This is a genomic window from Herbaspirillum sp. 1173, from assembly GCF_031455335.1.
GTDB lineage: Bacteria > Pseudomonadota > Gammaproteobacteria > Burkholderiales > Burkholderiaceae_D > Herbaspirillum > Herbaspirillum huttiense.
Window position 1 is genome coordinate 1,161,208 of the sequence record NZ_JAVDSP010000001.1, and the last position, 19,159, is coordinate 1,180,366.

The 19,159-nt window shown below is 61.7% G+C and carries 18 protein-coding genes and 1 tRNA gene; 5 read left to right on the forward strand and 14 right to left on the reverse strand.

Features of this window, described 5'->3' with window-relative positions; genetic code table 11:
* Window positions 1-145 precede the first annotated feature (145 nt).
* Window positions 146-1,195: an NADP(H)-dependent aldo-keto reductase gene (locus J2X56_RS05300; RefSeq protein WP_121041654.1), complete on the forward strand. Its 1,050-nt coding sequence runs from the start codon at window positions 146-148 to the stop codon at window positions 1,193-1,195.
* Between the two features lie 84 nt (window positions 1,196-1,279).
* Here the strand turns inward: J2X56_RS05300 and J2X56_RS05305 are convergent, their stop codons facing one another.
* From J2X56_RS05305 to J2X56_RS05340, 8 genes are all read right to left on the reverse strand, one after another.
* Window positions 1,280-2,287 carry a bile acid:sodium symporter family protein gene (locus tag J2X56_RS05305; RefSeq protein WP_310158642.1) on the reverse strand — a complete coding sequence of 336 codons (1,008 nt, stop codon included), beginning with the start codon at window positions 2,285-2,287 and terminating at the stop codon, window positions 1,280-1,282.
* Between the two features lie 126 nt (window positions 2,288-2,413).
* Window positions 2,414-2,749 (reverse strand): zinc ribbon domain-containing protein YjdM, encoded by a 336-nt coding sequence (locus J2X56_RS05310; protein WP_034330597.1) that lies wholly within the window; start codon window positions 2,747-2,749, stop codon window positions 2,414-2,416.
* A 166-nt stretch (window positions 2,750-2,915) separates the two neighbouring features.
* On the reverse strand, window positions 2,916-4,253 hold the full coding sequence (locus J2X56_RS05315; protein WP_121041658.1) for a 4Fe-4S binding protein: 1,338 nt from the start codon (window positions 4,251-4,253) through the stop codon (window positions 2,916-2,918).
* Between the two features lie 56 nt (window positions 4,254-4,309).
* Entirely contained in the window at window positions 4,310-5,188 is an 879-nt protein-coding gene (locus tag J2X56_RS05320) for an FTR1 family protein (protein ID WP_134135871.1), read from the reverse strand.
* A 64-nt stretch (window positions 5,189-5,252) separates the two neighbouring features.
* On the reverse strand, window positions 5,253-5,603 hold the full coding sequence (locus tag J2X56_RS05325; RefSeq protein ID WP_039785565.1) for a cupredoxin domain-containing protein: 351 nt from the start codon (window positions 5,601-5,603) through the stop codon (window positions 5,253-5,255).
* Between the two features lie 106 nt (window positions 5,604-5,709).
* Window positions 5,710-6,255 (reverse strand): iron transporter, encoded by a 546-nt coding sequence (locus tag J2X56_RS05330; RefSeq protein ID WP_039785564.1) that lies wholly within the window; start codon window positions 6,253-6,255, stop codon window positions 5,710-5,712.
* Window positions 6,256-6,502: 247 nt separating this feature from the next.
* Window positions 6,503-8,143: a methyl-accepting chemotaxis protein gene (locus J2X56_RS05335; RefSeq protein WP_121041662.1), complete on the reverse strand. Its 1,641-nt coding sequence runs from the start codon at window positions 8,141-8,143 to the stop codon at window positions 6,503-6,505.
* A 105-nt stretch (window positions 8,144-8,248) separates the two neighbouring features.
* A complete protein-coding gene (locus J2X56_RS05340; RefSeq protein ID WP_134135873.1) occupies window positions 8,249-9,364 on the reverse strand; it encodes a patatin-like phospholipase family protein in 1,116 nt (371 codons plus the stop codon).
* Window positions 9,365-9,846: 482 nt separating this feature from the next.
* Here J2X56_RS05340 and J2X56_RS05345 point away from each other — a divergent pair, with 482 nt between their 5' ends.
* Window positions 9,847-10,263: a response regulator gene (locus tag J2X56_RS05345; protein WP_245201982.1), complete on the forward strand. Its 417-nt coding sequence runs from the start codon at window positions 9,847-9,849 to the stop codon at window positions 10,261-10,263.
* A 116-nt stretch (window positions 10,264-10,379) separates the two neighbouring features.
* On the opposite strand, the gene J2X56_RS05350 is transcribed toward J2X56_RS05345, so the two are convergent.
* Window positions 10,380-10,456 (reverse strand) — tRNA-Arg (locus J2X56_RS05350).
* Between the two features lie 231 nt (window positions 10,457-10,687).
* Between J2X56_RS05350 and J2X56_RS05355 the strand changes: the two genes are divergently transcribed.
* The 3 genes from J2X56_RS05355 (at window position 10,688) to J2X56_RS05365 (ending at window position 13,993) form a co-directional block, all read left to right on the forward strand.
* Entirely contained in the window at window positions 10,688-11,347 is a 660-nt protein-coding gene (locus tag J2X56_RS05355) for a sensor histidine kinase (protein ID WP_134135875.1), read from the forward strand.
* A gap of 74 nt (window positions 11,348-11,421) precedes the next feature.
* Window positions 11,422-12,075, forward strand: a complete 654-nt coding sequence (locus tag J2X56_RS05360) for a response regulator transcription factor (protein WP_121041669.1) — start codon at window positions 11,422-11,424, stop codon at window positions 12,073-12,075.
* Window positions 12,076-12,370: 295 nt separating this feature from the next.
* On the forward strand, window positions 12,371-13,993 hold the full coding sequence (locus J2X56_RS05365) for a GGDEF domain-containing protein (protein ID WP_034332073.1): 1,623 nt from the start codon (window positions 12,371-12,373) through the stop codon (window positions 13,991-13,993).
* Window positions 13,994-14,013: 20 nt separating this feature from the next.
* Here J2X56_RS05365 and pnuC read toward each other — a convergent pair whose 3' ends face one another.
* The 5 genes from pnuC to J2X56_RS05390 form a co-directional block, all read right to left on the reverse strand.
* On the reverse strand, window positions 14,014-14,619 hold the full coding sequence (gene pnuC, locus J2X56_RS05370; RefSeq protein ID WP_134135877.1) for a nicotinamide riboside transporter PnuC: 606 nt from the start codon (window positions 14,617-14,619) through the stop codon (window positions 14,014-14,016).
* A gap of 23 nt (window positions 14,620-14,642) precedes the next feature.
* Window positions 14,643-15,035, reverse strand: coding sequence for a cell division protein FtsB (ftsB, locus tag J2X56_RS05375; RefSeq protein ID WP_121041673.1), 393 nt, complete (start codon window positions 15,033-15,035; stop codon window positions 14,643-14,645).
* A gap of 54 nt (window positions 15,036-15,089) precedes the next feature.
* Complete coding sequence (eno, locus tag J2X56_RS05380) at window positions 15,090-16,373, reverse strand: phosphopyruvate hydratase (RefSeq protein ID WP_013234743.1); 1,284 nt, start codon at window positions 16,371-16,373, stop codon at window positions 15,090-15,092.
* A gap of 131 nt (window positions 16,374-16,504) precedes the next feature.
* The gene (kdsA, locus tag J2X56_RS05385) at window positions 16,505-17,359 is read right to left on the reverse strand and encodes a 3-deoxy-8-phosphooctulonate synthase (protein WP_121041675.1); all 855 of its coding nucleotides are present in this window, start codon (window positions 17,357-17,359) and stop codon (window positions 16,505-16,507) included.
* Window positions 17,356-19,026 carry a CTP synthase gene (locus tag J2X56_RS05390; protein ID WP_039785542.1) on the reverse strand — a complete coding sequence of 557 codons (1,671 nt, stop codon included), beginning with the start codon at window positions 19,024-19,026 and terminating at the stop codon, window positions 17,356-17,358. The genes kdsA and J2X56_RS05390 overlap by 4 nt, the downstream gene beginning before the upstream one ends.
* Between the last annotated feature and the right edge of the window lie 133 nt (window positions 19,027-19,159).

Here is a 19,159-nt window from a genome sequence, read left to right on the forward strand (position 1 = left end):
GCGGCAACCGGCCTGGCGCGAGCGGTCTTGGCGCCGCTGCGGCCCTGCCCTGCAAGGCAGGACGAGCGCCGCTATACTACCCGATCCCGCGCCAGCCGGCAGGACACGCCCCGGTCCCTGCCTGCGCATCACAAGGAGAATCCGCATGCAGTACCGCCAACTCGGCCGCACCGACCTGAAGGTCAGTCTCATCACTCTGGGTACCATGACCTGGGGCGAGCAGAACACTGAAGCCGACGCCCACTCGCAACTGGACTACGCCGTCGAACGCGGCATCAACCTGATCGACGCCGCCGAAATGTATCCGGTCCCGCCCAAGGCGGAAACGCAAGGACTCACTGAACGCTATCTCGGCACCTGGCTGAAGAAATCCGGCAAGCGCGACCAGTTGCTGATCGCCACCAAGTGCACCGGCCCCGCCCGCAAACCACACAACCCGCGCCACATCCGTGGCGGCAACAACGAGCTGGACCGCAAGGGCCTCACCGATGCACTGCATGGCAGCCTGGAGCGCCTGCAACTGGATCACGTGGATCTGTATCAGCTGCACTGGCCCGACCGCAGCGTCAACAGCTTTGGCCAGTTGGGCTACGAGCATGTGGAAGATGAAACCACGGTACCCATCGAAGAGACGCTGACGGTGCTCTCTGAATTCGTGAAGGCCGGCAAGATCCGCACCATCGGCTTGTCCAACGAAACCGCCTGGGGCGTCGCGCAATTCCTGCGCGCGGCCGAGCAGCATGGACTGGAGCGCATCGTCACCATCCAGAATCCGTACAACCTGCTCAACCGCAGCTTCGAAGTGAACCTGGCCGAATTCGCCCATCGCGAGCAGGTCGGCCTGCTGGCCTACTCGCCGCTGGCTTTCGGCATGTTGAGCGGCAAATACCTGGAAGGGGCACGTCCTGCAGGCGGACGCCTGACGCTGTTCGAACGCTTCGTGCGCTATAACAATCCACAAGCGGAAAGCGCCACCGCGCAGTACGTCGCACTGGCGCGCCAGCACGGACTGGATCCGGCGCAGATGGCGCTGGCCTACGTCAACAGCCGCCGCTTCCTGACCTCCAACATCATCGGCGCGACCACCCTGGAACAACTGCGCAGCAACATCGACAGCACCCAGGTGCAATTGAGCGACGAGGTGCTGGCGGGCATCGAAGCCATCCACCGCAAGCAGCCCAATCCGGCGCCCTGAGCCGAAACGGGCGAACCGCCAAAGCAAAAAAAATGACCGGCCTTGCCGGTCATTTTTTGTTGGCGGATACAGCGCCCGGGAATCTCAGTCGCCGCCACTTTCAGTAGCCACGGCCGCCTTCACCTGTTCGTCACGCGCGCCATACCGCGCGGCCATGACGGCACACACCATGAGCTGGATCTGGTGGAACAGCATCACCGGCAACAGCACCATGCCGATGGCACCGCTGGAGAACAGCACCTTGGCCATGGGCACGCCCGAGGCCAGGCTCTTCTTGGAGCCGCAGAAGACGATGGTGATCTCGTCCTCCTTGTTGAAGCCCAGGCGGCGGCTACCGAAGGTGGTCAGCCCCATGATGATGGCCAGCAGCACCGCATTGATGACCAGCAGCGCCACCAGCATCGACAGCGGCACCTGGTGCCACAGGCCCTGCACCACTGCCTCGCTGAAGGCTACATAGACCACCAGCAGGATGGAGCTCTGGTCGACGAACTTGAGCCAGGACTTGTTGCGCTCGACCCAGCGGCCGATGAAGGGACGCGCGATCTGGCCGGCCACGAAGGGCAGCAGCAATTGATAAACGATTTTCAGGATGGAATCGAGCGAGGAATGCCCGCCGCCATCATGGGCCACCACCAGCACGCCCACCAGCAGCGGGGTCAGGAAGATGCCCAGCAGGTTGGAGGCGGACGCCGCGCAGATCGCCGCCGGCACATTGCCGCGCGCCACAGAAGTGAAGGCGATGGACGACTGCACGGTGGAGGGCAGCACGCACAGGAAGAGCAGCCCCAGGTACAGCTCGGGCGTAATGAATTGCAGCAGCACCGGCTTCAAGGCCAAGCCAATGAGCGGGAACAGCGCAAAGGTACACAGCAGCACGGTGACGTGCAGCTTCCAGTGCGTGAACCCGGCCACCACGGCTTCCCGTGAGAGCTTGGCCCCGTGCATGAAGAACAGCAGGCCGATCACGAACGTGGTCAGCCCGTCGAAGGCCTCGGCCACCTGGCCGGTACAGGGAAGGAAGGATGCGGTCAGCACGACGGCCAGCAGCATCAAGGTCATGTTATCGGGCAGGAAGCGGGGACGGGCCATGGCGGTTTCGTTGTTGTCTTGATCGGGAAACCCGCAAGCTTATGTATACATAGGCTGCAGGCAAACCGCCATTCTACGTGAGAGCGGGCCCGGCTTGCAGGGCTCCGCTCAGGATGCAGGCCAGGATCAGGCCTTGCGCACGAATTCGGTCTTCAGGCCCATGGAGCCGAATCCGTCGATCTTGCAGTCGATATCGTGGTCGCCCTCAACCAGGCGGATGTTCTTGACCTTGGTGCCCATCTTGACCACGCCACCGCCGCCCTTGAGCTTCAGGTCCTTGATGACGGTGACGGTATCGCCATCCTGCAGCACGTTGCCCGAGGCATCGCGCCAGACGCGGGCCTGCTCGGCGGGAGCAGCCTGGGCACTCCATTCGTGGCCGCATTCGGGGCAGACGAACTGGCTGCCATCCTCATAGGTGAATTCGGACTGGCATTGGGGACAGGCGGGCAAGGTGCTCATGTAAATTAAACTCCGGCAATTGGCTTGAAAAGGCAGCGATTGTACTGCTTCGGTCGCCAACTTCACATAGCTTGCGGGACCCAAGATCAAATAAGACGCAAATAAAAATGGCAGGCTTGCGAGCAAGCCTGCCATTTTCCTTCATATCACTGCTGCGGAAGACGCTTTACCAGCCCCAGAACATCAGCCACCAGGCGGTATTGACCAGCGCCAGGCCACCGATCAGCGGCAGCATCGCCAGCACTTGCTGAACCCAATGGGTGGCATGGCGCGCCACCACTTTCCAGCACAGCCACAGGCTCCACAGCGTCATGACCGTCAGGAGCGCCGCGCGCACGTCATTGGCCCAATAGACCGGCCAGTGCTCGGCCCGCAGCAGGCTGATGGTGGTCGCCGACAGGCCGATGAAGACGCCGCAGCCCGCCAGCGGGATCAATGCCTGTACCAGGTGGTTGAAGCGGCTCCACTCCCACTTGCCCAGCAGGCGCGTGGCCAGCCCGAACATCAGCGCCACGCCGGTGCCCAGCACCAGGCCGGTGGCGAGAATGTAGCCCACGACCATGGCGCCATCGAGCCAGGTGAAGACATCGCTTTGCTGCGGATAATTGGTCAGCAGCCACCACGGTGCCTGGGTCCCGAAAGGCCACATGATGTCGCGGTCAATCAGCCAGGTGGCGATGTCCTGCTTGATGGCGATGAACCAGGGGCTGACCGTCCAGTGGAAGGCACCGATGGCGATGCCCAGCAGGCCGTAGAGCACCAGGGCGCTTTCCCACAGGTTGTTCTGGGTCTTGCCGAAGTGCACCACCTCGACGGCAGGCGGACGGAAGCTCAGGGCAATCGCATCGCGGTGGCCACTGCAGCGGCCGCACATATGGCAGTCGGAAGCACCCTTCATATTGCGCAAGGGGACCAGCGGCGCGCAATTGATGGGAATGATCTTGTGCTCGGGATGATAGGAGGCGCGCCATGCATCTTCGTTCACTTTGTAGTGAACCGGGGCCAGTTTGGCCAGCAGGCCGAAGACGCCATTGACCGGGCACAGGTACTTGCACCAGACGCGCTTGTCGCGGCCATAGAGGTAGCCGATGATCATGGCACCAACGGTGGAGCCGCCCAGCACCAGCAGCACCGCCTTCGGATACTGGTACACGCTGACCATCTGGCCATACACGGTGGTCAGGGCGAAGGCCACGAAGGGCCAGCCGCCCCAGCGTACCCATTTGGGAATCGCACGTCCGCGTCCATGGCGGCTGGCGAACTCGGTCAGCGCCCCTTCCGGGCATAGAACGCCGCACCACACACGGCCCATCAGCACCATGCTGACCAGCACGAAGGGCCACCAGATGCCCCAGAAGGCGAACTGGGCGATCAGGGTGAGGTTGGACCAGAGATGCGCGGTTTCATCAGGCAGCGGGAGGAACACCGGGACCAGGATCAGCAGCGCATAGACAGCCACCACGATCCATTGCAGGCCTCGGATGAATGCGCCATGGCGGCGCATCCAGTCTCCGGTACGCGTGAGCAGAGTCGGCGATTGCGTACAGGTTGTCATGAGGTTCAGACGGCTTCCTGCCTCTTGCTCTTGAGCTGAGGCTGGGGTTTTCGATAGAGGAACGAACATACCACGACCCAGTAAAGGGCGTAGACGATCACCGACAGCAGCGCCGGACGGGCGCGGTAGCCGGTCAGGGTCGAGACCAGGCTGCCCAGGGTGGTGGAATCATCCAGCAGCGCCGAGGTATCCCAGAGCTGGCCAGTCAGGGTCATGGTCCAGTTGGCCGAGGCCAGCATGTCGGAGCTTTCCAGCAATACGTCGAACAGCTTTTCCACGCCGGTGACCAGCAAACCGGCCGCCAGCAACAGCAGAATCACTTCGGTGACCTGGAAGAAACGCCGCCAGGAGAAAATCTTGCCGCCCAGCTGCAGCAGATAGAAGGTCAGGAAAGCCAGTCCGAAACCGATCGCGCCTGCCAGCACCAGCGACGCCGTGCTGGCATCCTGCTGGCCCAGGCCAATGCCGTACAGGAAAACGGCAGTCTCGCTGCCTTCGCGGGCGATCGCCAGCATCACCAGCACGAACACGCCCCACCAGTTGCCGCTTTCATAGCTGGACTGCATGGAGCTTTCCATTTCCTTCTTCAAGGTCCGGCCGTGCTTGCGCATCCAGAACACCATCTGCACGATCAGCACCGCCGCAATCAGGACGATGGCTATCTGGAAGTAGGTCTGGGCATCGCCCGAGAGCAGTTCCGAAAAGCCCAGCAGCGCTGCGCCCAGGGCACCCGCCAGCACCACGCCGGCAACCACGCCGCCCCACAGATAGGGAATGCCGCGCCGTGCGCCGACATCACCGTTCTTCAGCCAGGCATACAGAATGCCGACCACCAGAAGCGCCTCGACGCTTTCGCGCCAGACGATGAACATGACCTGTCCCATGAAACTCTTCCCTTCCTGAAAACCTGGACTTCCCTGCTTCCTTACTGCTTGCGCGCATCCCCTCTTACTTGGCGACGATCACGCCGGGCGGCATGTTGAGGTGGAAGTCATCGAAAAACTTGTATTCGCCCGGACGCAAGGGCGCGATCACCACGAAGGACTGCGCACCCGGTGCCAGCACCTTTTCCTTGCGCAGTTCAACGCTCTCGAACTCGGCGGCGGACTTGCCGATGTTGTGCACTTCGATCTTGATGCGCTGTCCGGCCGGCACTTCGATGCGCGGCGGGATGAGCTTGCCATCCTGCATCTCCAGCTTGAAGGTCAGCAGGTCGGAAGCGCTGGCCTGCACGGCGCTGCCCAGCATGGCCATCGCAGCCAGGGACAGGCAGATCAGTCGGACGATTCTTGCGATCATGAAAACTCCGGAACTCTCAAAACGGTGAAGCCGGTCCGCCATCACGGCGCGGACCGGCATCGCATCACTGCAAACGTGCGGTCTGGATCAAGACCCGGCGACCTGTTTAGTAGCCGCCCTTCTTGCCGATGCCGGCGAAGGTGAAGTCGTAGTTCAGCTCGAAGGTCTTGAACCACGGACCGACGCCGGTTTCCTTGTCGACGTGACGGCCGAAGTGGGCGTGTTCATTGGCTTGCGGCGAGGAGATGGTCAGCTTGAGCTTGTACTTGCCCGGGCCTTCCAGCTTGACGTTGTCGCCGTAGTGCGGACCGTCGTTGGCCACCATGGGCATCATGTCGCCCTTGATGGACTTGGTGGAACCCACCTTGGTCAGTTCGTACTTGATGACCATGTAAGGCATCCAGTCGCCTTCGGCGAAACCATTGGGGTTCTTGGCCACGGCGCGGATATCGGCTTCGAGGTGGATATCGGATTCCTCTGCCTTGCGCATCATGCCGTCCGGCTCCATCTTCACCGGCTGCAGGTAGACGGCGTTGACTTCAAAGCCGTTCTGGATCTGCGGCTTGCCGATGGGGTATTCGGCGGCCGAAGCGGTACCTGCAAAGCACAGTCCGAGTGCTGCGGCGACCGCCAGTTTCTTGAAACCGATCATTGCGTATTCTCCTGGTGACAAATGATAATGATTAGCATTAAGTATATCACCCTTTGAGGCAGCCGACGCCGCACCTTAGTGCAATCCTTCACAGCAATGCTGACCAAAGCGTAAAAACAGGCAAAAAATGAAAAACCGCCCGGCGTTGAAACCGGGCGGTTTTTCAGGGTGCGGAGTGCGCCGGTAGCGGCATGCTGCCACCGGTGCCGGGTTCAGAATCCGGGAGTCAGGATTCGGAACTCAGCGCTCAGAATTCTTCCAGCTCAGCGATCTGGCCAGCGGCCACCGGTGCTCGCGGTGCCGCCACCGGCTTCACCTCCACGCTGCGCACAGGCATGGCTGCGCGCCCTTCCAGCTTGAAGACGGCAACCACGCTTTCCAGCTTCTCCGCCTGGCCCTGCAAGGCCTGGGCTGCTGCGGCCGCCTCTTCCACCAGCGCCGCATTCTGCTGGGTGCCCTGGTCCATTTGCGAAATGGCCTGGTTGACCTGGGTGATGCCGGCGCTCTGCTCCTCGCTGGCGTCGGCGATGTTGCCCACGATCTGGGTCACGCGCTGCACGCTATCGACGATATCGCTCATGGTGGCGCCCGCCTGCTCGACCAGCTTGCTGCCGCTGCCGACCTTGTCCACGGAGTCGTCGATCAGCTCCTTGATTTCCTTGGCAGCGGCGGCCGAGCGCTGCGCCAGCGAACGAACTTCAGAGGCAACGACGGCAAAACCGCGTCCCTGCTCTCCGGCACGGGCCGCTTCCACTGCCGCATTGAGCGCCAGGATATTGGTCTGGAAGGCAATGCCATCGATGACCGCAATGATGTCGACGATCTTGCGCGAGGAGGCATTGATGGAGTTCATGGTATCGACTACCTGGCGCACCACGTCACCGCCTTGCGAGGCGATGTGCGACGCCGATTGCGCCAGCTCATTGGCCTGACGGGCGTTCTGGGTGTTCTGGAGCACCACCGAGGTCAGCTCCTCCAGGCTGGACGCGCTTTCCTCCAGCGCTGCCGCCTGCTGTTCGGTACGGGCCGACAGGTCGGCATTGCCGGCGGCAATCTGGCGCGCCGCCACGGTTACCGAATCGGTCGAGGTACGGGTCGTCGCCACCACATCGACAATGCGGGCCAGCAGCTTGTTGAAGGCAGCAGCGGTGCGGCCGATTTCATCCATGCGTTCCACCGGCACCGGACGCGACAGGTCCAGCGTCTGGCTGACATGCTCGAAGGTCTGCTGGATCTTGCCCAGGCTGCGCGTGACGCTGCGCAGGGTGCGGATGCCCAGCACGCCGGTCAGCAGCACCGCCACCACGATCACGGCGATCATCGCGCGCAATGCGAAGGCATAGGCGGCATCGCTCTCCTGCTTGACGGTATCGATCATCTGGCGACCCACCAGAATGTGGTCGTCGAAACCCTTCTTGGCAGCAGCCGCCGACACCGCCAGCGGTGTCCCGGCCTGCAGCGTGGCGCGCACGCCGTCCATGTCATTGGCATAAGCCGCGGCGAAGAATGGCACCAGAGCCTTGCGGTAGGCCTCGATGTTGGCCTTGTCAGCCTGGATCAGGGCGCGGTCCTTCTCATCGAAGATGAGATCGCGCTCATAGTGGGCGAATTCCTCATCCAGCGCCTTGTTGGAGGCATCGACCGCCTTCTGCAACGCGGTCTTGTCGGGCAGGTTGGCAAAGACCGAGAGGCGATAGCCGGCCAGGCGTGAATCGGCCAGATAGCCCTTCAGCAGGTTGAGGCTGTCCATGCCCGGAATGATGCGGTTCTGGATCAGTTCCAGACGCTGCTGGGCGCGCTGCAATTGCCAGAGTCCGTCGGCACCGACGAACAGCAGCGCCAGCAGGGCTGTCGAGAGAGTGAGGATGAGGCGCTTGGTAATGGTCATGATGGAAAATTCACCGGAGAAAGGAAAGCGCGCCGCAGCGCGCCGGTTCAGCTACACAACAAAACAAGGAGATGAAGAAACAGGCCCGCTGGCCAACCCGCCCGCCTACGCGGCCAGCGGCGCATCCTGCGCCACGGCACCCAGCAGCTCGCCGTGCTGGCGACAGAAGTCGACGCCGGCGCGATATCCCACGCCGAACAGCAGCTGCATGTTGGAAGCGGACCAGTCCAGCACCTGCGGCCAGTGATCCTGCGGCACACCGGCCATCAGATCGACCTTGAGCAGCTGGCGCAGCGGCGCGCCGGTCGCGGGATCACGGTTGTGTTCCAGCTCGAAGAGACGCTGCTCGGTCTGGGAGATCTTGACCAGCGGCGTGATGATGGAACGCACCCAGGCGTCATACAGGTTGCGCGGCTTGCGGATCAGGCGATCCTCGCCCAAGATGTCCAGCACCACCAGAGTATCGACCTCACCGGCCGGCGCCACGCCGGTGGCCGGATCGGTGATGAAAGGCGTGAAGTTGAGCGTATCGAGCGCCGCGCCTTCGATGTAGTGCTCGCCATCGATCTCGGTGGGTGCATACAGGAAGGGAAAGGACAGCGAGGCCCGCACATGCGCCGCCGTGATCTGCTCCTTGCTCCAGATCTGCATCTGGTGGCGGTCGAGGTTGTAGGCGTTGATGTAGAACTCGGGGCGCATCTGCGGCACCGCCGAAAAATCGATCGATTGCTCGAGGAAGGGAAGATGGGCGCACAGTCCCAGGCTGCCCGAATGCAGGTCGGAAGGTGACAAGGCCGACATCATCAGATGCATCCAGTCATTCCACTTGGCCGAGGCGTCGGCGAAGTGCTGATTGAACATGGCGGCGAAGGGCGAGGCGGCCAGGCCCGGCATCTGCTGCCATTGCGCCAGCATGGCATCGCGGTAGTTCTCCGCCTGCGCCCCCGGCTTTTTGAAGACCTTGTAGTTGACCGGGAACAGCTTGTAGATGCTGTCGGCCACACCCACTTCCGCCCATTGCATCAGTGCGTCCTGCGGCGCGGCGTCGCGCGGTGCGGTCGCCAGCAAGCCCATGAGCACCCCGGCACCGGAGGCCGAGATGACATCGAACTCCACCCCTTCCGCGAGGAAGGCCGCCAGTGCCCCGGCGATCAAGGTCGAATTGGGCGCCCCGCCCCCGATGACCAAGGCCTTTCTGTTTCGTCGTGGCGACACCTTCATTGCACTCCCCTTGTTGAATGCCTGTCCTGATTTTTTTGGATTTTTTGTGCGACGCACCGGAAGCATCGCCGCCACGTACGCGATGACGGTTTACGACGTAATTTCGTCTCAAGCTGTGACGTGGCTGTCAGGAATATAGCCCAGCAGCAATGAAGAAATGCTGCAGTGCGAGATTTTATTCACGCATATCTGGCATTCAGAAATTGAATGATCCAGTATCGAGGCCGAGGAGCGCGGCAAAAGGCGTCGGGAGGGGGCAGTCAAGCTTGCGTTGTAATTCTCACGTAAGCTCACTGCGGTAGCGCGCGCTCGCGGCGGAATGCGTCGTATCGGGGAGACTCAAGCGCTGCCGGGCTTGGCGAGCGTATTCAATAATGGATTTCTGCACCCTGCTATGTCAAACTTGCCGGAAATCAGAAATGCAACATTCAAAAAACAATACCCAGTCCCGCACATAACGCATGTCTCCCCCCAGCATATTGATGGTTGATCCCAGTCCGGAGTCGGTGGAACTGGCGCGCTTCAGCCTTTGGCGCAGCAAGCTGGAGTGCGACTTCGGCTGGTTCGAAGATGCGGAACGGGCCATGGAATCGCTGTTCAGCCCGCACGCACAACACCACCCCGACACCCTGCCCTGCCTGATCCTGCTGGAACCCCGCCTGCCGCGCATGGAAGGCCTGGACCTGCTGCACATGCTGCGCAGCCAGCCACATACGCAGGCCCTGCCGGTCATCATGTTTGCCACGTCCTACGACGAAACCGACGCCACCCGCTCGCGAGAAGCGGGGGCCAATGACTATCTGGTCAAACCGGTGGATGCAAGGGAGTTCATGCAGTTGATCAACCAGACCGTGAATTACTGGCTGCAACATCCTCCGGTGACAACAGAACCAGGCTGATCCTGCGACGACACCCTGCCTGCCGCACGGAGCGGCACCACAGAGAAGACACCGGAAAAACAAAAACGGAAGCAGAAAAGACAAAAGGGTCCATCTTGCGATGGACCCTTTAAATCTGGTGCGGCTGGCAGGAATCGAACCCACGACCCCTTGGTTCGTAGCCAAGTACTCTATCCAGCTGAGCTACAGCCGCGAAAAACAAAATTATAGCAGCATGTTTTCCCGTTTGGGAAGGCCCTTTTTGAAATTTTTTTGCCTGACGAGAAATTCGGCTTTTCTTCCCTCTTCATCCCATGGGTCCTGAACGCCACGGCCACCGAACGCCAACGGCGCATCTACGCTATTGATGCAGGATGGATGACCAGCCGGTCCCTCACAGCTATTATGAAGGAATATTCACCACCGTTGACCTGATCCGCCCCGAATGTCCGATCCAGCTGCCCCCGCCCTGTCCGCCGCTTTTCGCCTACGTGAAGAAGAACGCACGCGCATCGCCCGCGATCTGCATGATGAGCTGGGCGCGCAGCTGACCGGCATCGGCATGGCGCTGGGCCAGTTGCGCGAACAGCTGGCCTTGGAGCGCCATGCCGCCCTGCCCCAAGCCGACTACGCGGCGCAATTGCTGCAGCAGGCACGCGAGGGCATGGAGCGCATCATTGACGATCTGCATCCGCCCATCGTCGAGTTCGGCCTGGCCGATGCCCTGCGCTGGCAGTGCCGCCACTTCAGCCGCCAGAGCGGAGTGGATTGCCGGTTCCTGGCCACGGATCAGTTGGCAGTACAGGACGACTTCCTGGTACTGAGCCTGCTGCGCATCCTGCGGGAGGCACTCAACAATATTGCGCGGCACGCTGCCGCCAGTCAGGTCGAGGTTCGCGTGGAGCAGACCGACGACAGCCTGCATCTGCACATCGACGACAACGGCCGTGGCTTCGACCCCGCCGCTACCGGGCGCGATGGCAGGCGTGGCCATGGCCTGGCCAACATGCGCCAGCGCGCCGCAGCCCTGGGCGGCAGCGCCGCATGGGAGGCGCGCGCAGGACATGGTTCTCGCGTACATATCTGCATACCTGTCGCACACTGAATGAACGCTATAGAATACGCCCTCGCCTTCAGCAGCATGCAGCAAGGCTTCCAGAGGAGTGTCGCCGTCCGCCCATGAGCAAGAAATCCACCGCCGCCATCAAGGTCCTGATCGCCGACGACCACGCCATCGTGCGCGAAGGCCTGCGCCAGATCTGCGCCGGCAGCAAGGACATCGTCGTGGCCGGCAATGCCGCCAACGGGCTGGAGGCCATCAAGCTGGCCCGCGAAGGCAATGGCGATGTCATGTTGCTGGACATCGTGCTGCCCGACCGCAGCGGTATCGATATCCTCAAGCAGATCCGCAAGGAACAACCGGACCTGCCGGTGCTGATCCTGTCCATCCATCGCGAAGACCAGTACGCGATCCGCTCGCTCAAGGCGGGGGCCGCCGGTTTCCTGAACAAGCAGGCCAGCCCGGGTGAGCTGCTGGCCGCCATCCGCCAGGCGGCGGCCGGGCGCAAGTACGTGAGCCCCTCGCTGGCGCAGGAACTGGCCAACCAGATCGGCTTCGACCACGACACCCCGCTGCATGAAACCCTCTCCGACCGGGAATACCAGACCATGGTCATGATCGCCTCCGGCAAGACCGTCAGCGACATCGCCAGCGAACTGCTGCTGTCGGTCAAGACCATCAGCATGTATCGCTCGCGCGTGCTGGCCAAGATGAAGATGCGCCACAACGCGGAACTCACCCACTACGCACTCAAGAACAATCTGGTCGAGTAAGCCATCGCCACGCTCCCGTCACGCGGGAAGCGCTGGCTTCCCAGTTGGAAAGGGGCTTTTCTCCTCCTATTAAATGCATCCAGAGAACAGGCGCTGACGTACAATTAGTTGTCATTTTTGCCTCTCCCTTCCGGGCGAGCGGCAACGGACTGCAACTGAGGGGGGAGACCAGGGTGCGTCCGCACGATGATCGGGGTGGAAGGCCGTGCTCAAGCAATGCCTGCCTGCGCCGATACCGTAGGAAATTCCCCGTGGCACACAGACAATCACACCAACAATACAGTCACCAGCCGGCATGTCCAAGAAACCGACCACGCTCACGCCCGTCGAGATCGCCCGAGAAGCTTTCCAGAGGCTTGGGGCGCGTCGCATCTCGCCTACCCCGGATGCCTATCGCATCGCCTACGAGGAAATCCAGGGGGGCATGCCCGGCGTGACGGCCGAGTCGGTACTGAGCACCTTCGCCACCAAGCTCTCGCGCCAGCCAGGGGAAAACGGATTGCTGGGCACGCGCCTGGTGCGCGCCCGCGAGAATGGCGACTGGACCGAGTTCGAGCGCCAGCTGATCGAGTTCGCTGACGCCAACTGGCAGAGCCGACCCATCGTACCGGCCAAACCGGCCGTGCCGCATGGTGAACTGGTGCCGATCGACCTGGAACGGCAATTCATCCGCGACAGCATCAAGGAGAAGATGCTGCGCGAAATGCTGGCCCGCATCCTGGTCTTCAACCTGCCCTCGCTGCTCTCGACCGCACCGGAACTGGCCAACGAGTCGCGCAACAGCGGCCAGGATCTCAAAATGGCGTTCTCCGAGCAGGCGATGAACGAGATCATCACCCGCGTCAAGCAGCTGAGCTTCCAGATCGAGCTCAAGACCGACGACATGGCCCAGCAGCAGGAATTGCTGATGCGCCTGTTCCAGCTGCTGCTGGAAAACATCAACGGGCTACTGGAACAAGGCTCCTGGCTGTCGAGCCAGATCGAAACGGTGCAAAGCCTGATCGCCGGTCCGCTCAGCAATACCTCGCTGGCCGACGCCACCAAGAACCTCAAGGAAGTGATCTACAAGCAGGGCCTGCTGAAGAACACGCTGTCCGAGGAAAAAGTGGTGGTCAAGAACATGATGCTGACCTTCGTGGACCGGCTCTCGGCCATGGTCTCCACCACCGACAACTACCAGCGCACCATTCGCGGCTTCTCCCAGCAGATCAGCCAGGCCGGCAACATCGCTGACCTCAACAGCGTGCTCAGCGAAATCATGACCGAGACGCAGAAAGCCCAGGAAGAAGCCACCCGCTCGCGCGACGCCATGGTCGATGCGCGCCAGGAAGTGGAAAAAGCCGAAGAACGTATCCAGGCGCTGGAACAGCAATTGCAGCAGATGGGTGAACTGGTGCGCGAAGACCAGTTGACGGGCAGCCTCAACCGGCGCGGCATGGATGAATCCCTGGATCGCGAGATCGCCAACGCCCTGCGCCGCGAAACGCCACTGTGTGTGGCCTTGCTGGACCTGGATGATTTCAAGCGCATCAATGACACGCATGGTCACGCCACCGGCGACGAAGTGCTGGTGCACCTGGTGCAGGTGATCCGGGAAACCTTGCGCAAGCTGGATGTGATTGCGCGTTTCGGCGGCGAAGAGTTCGTCATCCTCATGCCGGAGACCAGCCCGCAGGATGCGGTGCAGATCATCACCCGCGTACAGCGCGAACTGACCAAGCGCATCTTCATGCATGAAAGCCAGCGCCTGCTGATTACCTTCAGTGCCGGCGTGTCGGTCTATCATCCCGGCGAGAGCCAGGCCGAATTGCTCAAGCGCACCGACGTGGCGCTGTACAAGGCAAAGAATGCCGGCAAGAACCGCATCGTCTTTGCCGATCCGCCGGCGGACGCTCCCAGCCTGCCGTCGCCGGACTGAAGGGATCCGCTGCCGGCGCTTCAGCGCCGCATGTCCGCCAGCGCACGCTGCCAGCTGCGCCAGCCGGCCATCGCCATCAGCACGAACAGTGCGTACAGGATGGCGGTGAGCGTCAGGTGCTTGTAGAGATACAGGCCGACGTAGAGCACGTCCACCGCGATCCAGACCAGCCAGTTTTCCAGCTTCTTCCGAGACAACAGGAACTGCCCGACCAGGCTGCCCGCCGTGAGGAAGCCATCCATATGCGGCACATCGGTGTCGGTATAACGCTGCAGGAACCAGGACAGCAGCAGCCACCCGCCCAGCCAGGCGACTGCCATGATTGCCCAGCCACGTGCGGCCAACTGCGATACCTGCAAAGCCTGGTGCTGGTCGCCGCCACGCAGCCACTGCGTCCAGCCCCATACTGACACTGCCACGAAGACGAACTGCAAGCCGGCGTCGCCATAGAGGCGCGCATCGGCGAAGACGGCCGCGTACAACAACGAAGAGAGAATCGAAAACAGCCATGCCCAGTGATTCTGGCGAATATTGAGCCAGACCGTGATCACGGCCAGCGCGAAGGAGACCAGTTCCAGTGGCGTGGTGCTCAGGCCAAGCCACACCAGCGGGGTATCAGGACGCATGTGAAGGAAAAAACTGCAGGTGCTCAGCGCGAGGCGACACGGCCACCGGCGGCGGGCGCATTGGCCGGCACGGAGACACTGTTGGGCTGCCCGGAACCAGGCATGTAGGGATTCGGATTGACGGCTGCCGCAGGCTTGCCGGAGCTGCCATCGAGCAGCTGAATGAAGATTTCGTTCTGGCGGATCATGCCCAGCTCAAAGCGTGCACGTTCCTCGACGGCCCCCTTGGACTGCTTCAGGTCGTCCACTTCAGAGGACAGCTTGGCGTTGCGTTCCTTGAGTTCGTCGTTCTTCTTGTGTGCCAGTTGAACCTGGCGGTCGAGCTCCCAGACCTTGAACCAACCACCCTTCCCCAGCCAAAGAGGATACTGGATCACGACCAGCAGGAAGGACAGGCAAAGGATGATCAGGCGCATAGCCGGGAGCTCTCGATGCGGTGCCTGCCTTCAGGGTCGGCACCGCAAGCTTGTTTACTTCAGGTTGTAGAACGCAGCGCGGCCGGGATAGCTGGCGATGTCGCCCAGATCTTCTTCGATACGCAGCAGCTGGTTGTACTTGGCCATGCGATCCGAACGCGACATGGAGCCGGTCTTGATCTGCAGGGCGTTCATGCCCACGGCGATATCGGCGATGGTCGAGTCTTCGGTTTCGCCCGAACGGTGCGAGATCACGGCGGTGTAGCCGGCACGCTTGGCCATTTCGATGGCAGCGAAGGTTTCGGTGAGGGTGCCGATCTGGTTGATCTTGATCAGGATCGAGTTGGCGATGCCCTTGTCGATGCCTTCCTTCAGGATCTTGGTGTTGGTGACGAACAGGTCGTCGCCCACCAGCTGCACCTTCTTGCCCAGGGTTTCGGTCAGGAGCTTCCAGCCAGCCCAGTCGTTCTCGGCCATGCCGTCTTCGATGCTGATGATCGGGTACTTGTCGCACCAGGATGCCAGGAGACCCGTCTTTTGCGCCGGGGTCAGCACCATGTTTTCACCGGCCAGATGGTAGTTGCCGTCCTTGTAGTACTCGGAAGCGGCGCAGTCCAGGCCCAGGGCGATCTGGGTACCCGGCTCGTAGCCAGCCTTCTCGATGGCTTCGATGATCAGCTTGATGGCTTCTTCGTGGCTGGAGACGTTGGGGGCGAAGCCGCCTTCGTCGCCGACGGAGGTGGCCAGGCCACGGTCGTGCAGGATCTTCTTGAGGGTGTGGAACACCTCGGCGCCGTAGCGCAGGGCTTCACGGAAGCTCGGTGCGCCAACCGGGATGATCATGAATTCCTGGATATCCAGGTTGTTGTCGGCGTGGGCACCGCCGTTGATGACGTTCATCATAGGCACCGGCATCTGCATGGAGCCGCTGCCACCGAAGTAACGGTACAGGGGCAGGCCCGATTCTTCGGCAGCGGCCTTGGCCACGGCCATCGAGACGGCCAGCATGGCGTTGGCTCCCAGGCGGCTCTTGTTCTCGGTGCCGTCCAGGTCGATCAGGGTGCGATCCAGGAAGGCTTGCTCATTGGCGTCCAGGCCCATGATGGCTTCCGAGATCTCGGTGTTGATGTTTTCGCAGGCTTGCAGCACGCCCTTGCCGAAGTAGCGGCTCTTGTCGCCGTCGCGCAGTTCGATCGCTTCGCGCGAACCGGTGGAGGCGCCCGAAGGCACGGCAGCGCGGCCCAGCACGCCGGATTCCAGCAGCACGTCGCATTCCACGGTCGGATTGCCACGCGAGTCGATCACTTCGCGGCCGATAATATCAACGATTGCACTCATTCCAGATCTCCATCGAGGTTTTAAAAATTGTTGGCGGGAGCAGGCCCGGTCGCCGGGACAGCCGCACCCTGTCAGCGTGCGTTGCGCCCATGATGAAACGGCCGCCGGGCGGCAGCCGTTTCATGCACACATCAGGAAAAATTGTTTTCCAGGAAGCCTGCCTTCTTCACGATGCGATCCAGATCGATCATCGTGCCCAGCAAATCCTTCATGCGCGCCAGTGGCACGGCATTGGGACCATCCGACTTGGCTTCGGCGGGGTTCGGGTGGGTTTCCATGAACACACCCGAAATGCCCACGGCGATGGCGGCGCGCGCCAGCACCGGCACGAACTCGCGCTGGCCGCCTGACGACGTGCCCTGCCCGCCCGGCAGTTGCACCGAGTGGGTGGCATCAAACACCACCGGAGCGCCGGTTTCGCGCATGATGGCCAGGCTGCGCATATCGGACACCAGGTTGTTGTAGCCGAACGAAGCGCCGCGCTCGCAGGCCATGAACTGGTCGGTCGGCAGCCCGGCTTCCTTGGCAGCAGCACGAGCCTTGTCGATGACGTTGACCATGTCGTGCGGTGCCAGGAACTGGCCCTTCTTGATATTGACCGGCTTGCCCGATTGCGCACAGGCGCGGATGAAGTCGGTCTGGCGGCACAGGAAGGCCGGCGTCTGCAGCACATCCACCACGGCGGCCACGGGCTTGATCTCGTCGATCTCGTGGATGTCGGTGAGGACCGGCACGCCGATTTCCTTCTTGACCTTGGCCAGGATCTCCAGACCCTTCTCCATGCCCAGGCCACGGAACGAGGTACCCGAAGAACGGTTGGCCTTGTCGAAGGACGACTTGTAGATGAACGGGATACCCAGTTCCGTCGTGATCTCCTTCAGGGTACCGGCGGTGTCGAGCGCCATCTGCTCGGACTCGATCACGCAGGTGCCGGCGATCAGGAAGAACGGGTGTTCCAGACCGACATCAAAACCGCACAGTTTCATGCTTTGCCCTTTGCAGCGGCATCCTGTTGCAACTCGGCGTGATGCGCCAGGGCTGCACGGATGTAGGAAATGAACAGCGGATGACCATCACGCGGGGTGGACTTGAACTCCGGGTGATACTGCACGCCGATGTAGAACGGGTGAGCGTTCTCGCCGGTGCGCGGCAGTTCCATGATTTCGCACAGGTCTTCGGTCGGGGTACGGGCCGAGACCACCATGCCGGCTTCTTCCACGCGGGTCAGATAGAAGTTGTTGGCTTCATAGCGATGGCGGTGACGCTCGGTCACGCTGTCGCCATAGATCTCGGCCGCCAGCGTACCCGGCTTGACCGCACAGGTCTGCGCGCCCAGGCGCATGGTGCCGCCCAGGTCGGAATTGGCATCGCGACGCTCGACCTTGCCATCATGGTTCTGCCATTCGTCGATCAGAGCGACCACCGGTTGCTCGGTATCCGGATCGAACTCGGTCGAGTTGGCCTTGGACAGGCCGGCCTTGTTGCGGGCATATTCCAGCAGAGCCACTTGCATGCCCAGGCAGATGCCCAGATACGGAACCTTGTTCTCACGGGCGTAGCGGGCAGCGGCAATCTTGCCTTCCACGCCGCGCTTGCCGAAGCCGCCCGGGACCAGGATGGCATCGTACTTGTTCAGGCTGTCAGTGCCGTTGGCTTCAATCTCTTCCGAATCCAGGTACTCAATGTTGACGCGGCTGCCAGTATGAATACCGGCGTGGCGCAGCGCTTCGGTCAGCGACTTGTAGGACTCGGTCAGGTCGACATACTTGCCGACCATGCCGATGGTGACTTCGTGCGAAGGATTGTTCTGCGCATCGATCAGCTTGTCCCACATCGACAGATCGGCCGGCTTGGGCGACAGGCCCAGCTTTTCGCAGATGATGGTATCCAAACCCTGGTCGTGCAGCATCTGCGGAATCTTGTAGATGCTATCGGCATCCCACACCGAAATGACGGCGTCGGCGGCGACGTTGGAGAACAGCGAGATCTTGTCACGTTCGTCGTCAGGAATGCGGCGGTCGGCACGGCACAGCAGCGCGTCGGGCGAAATGCCGATCTCGCGCAGTTTCTGCACGCTGTGCTGGGTAGGCTTGGTCTTGAGTTCGCCGGCCGAGGCCAGGAACGGCACCAGGGTCAGGTGGACGAAAGCGGTGGCGTTGCGGCCGGAGCGCAGGCTCAGCTGGCGCGCAGCCTCCAGGAAGGGCAGCGACTCGATGTCACCGACGGTGCCACCGATTTCCACCAGCGCCACTTCGAAACCTTCGGCGCCGCGATGGATGAATTCCTGGATCTCGTTGGTGATGTGCGGGATCACCTGGACGGTCTTGCCCAGGTATTCGCCACGGCGCTCCTTGCGGATCACCGATTCATACACCTGGCCGGTGGTGAAATTGTTCACCTTCTTCATCTTGGCCGAGATGAAACGCTCGTAGTGCCCCAGGTCGAGGTCGGTTTCGGCGCCGTCATCGGTGACGAACACTTCACCGTGCTGCAACGGGCTCATCGTGCCGGGGTCGACGTTGATGTAGGGATCGAGCTTCAGGAGGGTGACTTTGAGGCCGCGCGATTCGAGGATCGCAGCCAGGGACGCGGCGGCAATCCCTTTACCCAGGGAAGACACGACGCCGCCAGTGACAAATACAAACTTGGTCATTACAGATGAGTGCCGAACGGCACATGCGGGAAATTCAAATTATACCCCAAAACCGGCTCGTTTTTTAAGCCTGCTTGCGATTAGTGTCTCGCCATCGACAAACTTGCAGCAAGAAAACACGCCCGGCCGCCGG

What these genes read in the sequence shown, in the direction of transcription:
- J2X56_RS05300 (WP_121041654.1), top strand. Translation starts at nt 146, where the DNA reads ATGCAGTACCGCCAACTCGGCCGCACCGACCTGAAGGTCAGTCTCATC.
- J2X56_RS05305 (WP_310158642.1), bottom strand. Translation starts at nt 2,287, where the DNA reads ATGGCCCGTCCCCGCTTCCTGCCCGATAACATGACCTTGATGCTGCTG.
- J2X56_RS05310 (WP_034330597.1), bottom strand. Translation starts at nt 2,749, where the DNA reads ATGAGCACCTTGCCCGCCTGTCCCCAATGCCAGTCCGAATTCACCTAT.
- J2X56_RS05315 (WP_121041658.1), bottom strand. Translation starts at nt 4,253, where the DNA reads ATGCGCCGCCATGGCGCATTCATCCGAGGCCTGCAATGGATCGTGGTG.
- J2X56_RS05320 (WP_134135871.1), bottom strand. Translation starts at nt 5,188, where the DNA reads ATGGGACAGGTCATGTTCATCGTCTGGCGCGAAAGCGTCGAGGCGCTT.
- J2X56_RS05325 (WP_039785565.1), bottom strand. Translation starts at nt 5,603, where the DNA reads ATGATCGCAAGAATCGTCCGACTGATCTGCCTGTCCCTGGCTGCGATG.
- J2X56_RS05330 (WP_039785564.1), bottom strand. Translation starts at nt 6,255, where the DNA reads ATGATCGGTTTCAAGAAACTGGCGGTCGCCGCAGCACTCGGACTGTGC.
- J2X56_RS05335 (WP_121041662.1), bottom strand. Translation starts at nt 8,143, where the DNA reads ATGACCATTACCAAGCGCCTCATCCTCACTCTCTCGACAGCCCTGCTG.
- J2X56_RS05340 (WP_134135873.1), bottom strand. Translation starts at nt 9,364, where the DNA reads ATGAAGGTGTCGCCACGACGAAACAGAAAGGCCTTGGTCATCGGGGGC.
- J2X56_RS05345 (WP_245201982.1), top strand. Translation starts at nt 9,847, where the DNA reads ATGGTTGATCCCAGTCCGGAGTCGGTGGAACTGGCGCGCTTCAGCCTT.
- J2X56_RS05355 (WP_134135875.1), top strand. Translation starts at nt 10,688, where the DNA reads ATGTCCGATCCAGCTGCCCCCGCCCTGTCCGCCGCTTTTCGCCTACGT.
- J2X56_RS05360 (WP_121041669.1), top strand. Translation starts at nt 11,422, where the DNA reads ATGAGCAAGAAATCCACCGCCGCCATCAAGGTCCTGATCGCCGACGAC.
- J2X56_RS05365 (WP_034332073.1), top strand. Translation starts at nt 12,371, where the DNA reads ATGTCCAAGAAACCGACCACGCTCACGCCCGTCGAGATCGCCCGAGAA.
- pnuC (WP_134135877.1), bottom strand. Translation starts at nt 14,619, where the DNA reads ATGCGTCCTGATACCCCGCTGGTGTGGCTTGGCCTGAGCACCACGCCA.
- ftsB (WP_121041673.1), bottom strand. Translation starts at nt 15,035, where the DNA reads ATGCGCCTGATCATCCTTTGCCTGTCCTTCCTGCTGGTCGTGATCCAG.
- eno (WP_013234743.1), bottom strand. Translation starts at nt 16,373, where the DNA reads ATGAGTGCAATCGTTGATATTATCGGCCGCGAAGTGATCGACTCGCGT.
- kdsA (WP_121041675.1), bottom strand. Translation starts at nt 17,359, where the DNA reads ATGAAACTGTGCGGTTTTGATGTCGGTCTGGAACACCCGTTCTTCCTG.
- J2X56_RS05390 (WP_039785542.1), bottom strand. Translation starts at nt 19,026, where the DNA reads ATGACCAAGTTTGTATTTGTCACTGGCGGCGTCGTGTCTTCCCTGGGT.